1 protein-coding gene is annotated in these 910 nt (G+C 67.8%); it reads left to right on the forward strand.

Features of this window, described 5'->3' with window-relative positions; all coding sequences use genetic code 11:
- The coding region (locus tag AC5P1B_RS35700; RefSeq protein ID WP_493892198.1) for a phosphatase PAP2 family protein at positions 1 to 910 on the forward strand (910 nt) is incomplete at both ends.

Here is a 910-nt window from a genome sequence, read left to right on the forward strand (position 1 = left end):
GCCGCGGTCGGCATCGACGTCGTCTTCTTGCTGGTGCGGTGGGCGGTCGACGCCAGGTTGACCTTCGGCAACGGCGCGTTGTGGGTGCTTTTGGCCTGCGCGGTCATCGCCATCACACGCCGCACCGGCCGGGAACGCGTCCTGCTGCTGAAGGGCGTCGGGCTCGGCCTGCTGCTGGTGGCCGGCCGCAAGACGGGCGACACCTGGCTACTCATCACGTGGAAGACCCGCCCGACGGTGCTCGACCAGTATGTCGCAACCGCCGATCAGGCGCTGGGCAACCCGTCGTGGCTGGTAGGCCGGATGGTCAGGGCCACCGGCTCGACGGGCACCAATGTTCTCGATTTCGTCTACGGCCAGCTCGCGGTGGCCGCGGTCATCTTCGCGCTGTACCAGCTGCGCAACGTGGCGGTCGAGCGCCGCTTCCCGGGCCATCACCTGGTGCGCACCTTCCTGGTCATCGGCCTCCTCGGGCCGGGCATCTACATGATCTTCCCGGTGGTCGGACCGGTCTTCGCCTACGGCGCCGACGGCGGGCACTGGGCGGTGGCCAACCTGTGGCCGGACACGCCGCCGCCGATCACTACCCCGCAACAGATGCCGTTCGACGACATCACCCCTCGCAACTGCATGCCCAGCCTGCACACAGCGTGGGCTACCGCGATCTTCATTCATACCCGCAAGGGCCCACGGATTCTGCGATTCGCCGGCGCCTTCTGGCTGATCGCCACGCTCGGCGCGACGCTGGGATTCGGCTACCACTACGGCGCGGATATCGTTGCCGGTGTGGTGTTCGCGTTCACGATCGAGGCAGGGCTGCGCTCGCTCGACCGCGGCTGGGACCGGCAAGGAATCCTGCTGGTCACCTACGGCGCAACGGTCTTCGCCGCGCTCTTGGTGTCGTATCGCT

Source organism: Streptomyces sp. A01 (genome assembly GCF_059026195.1).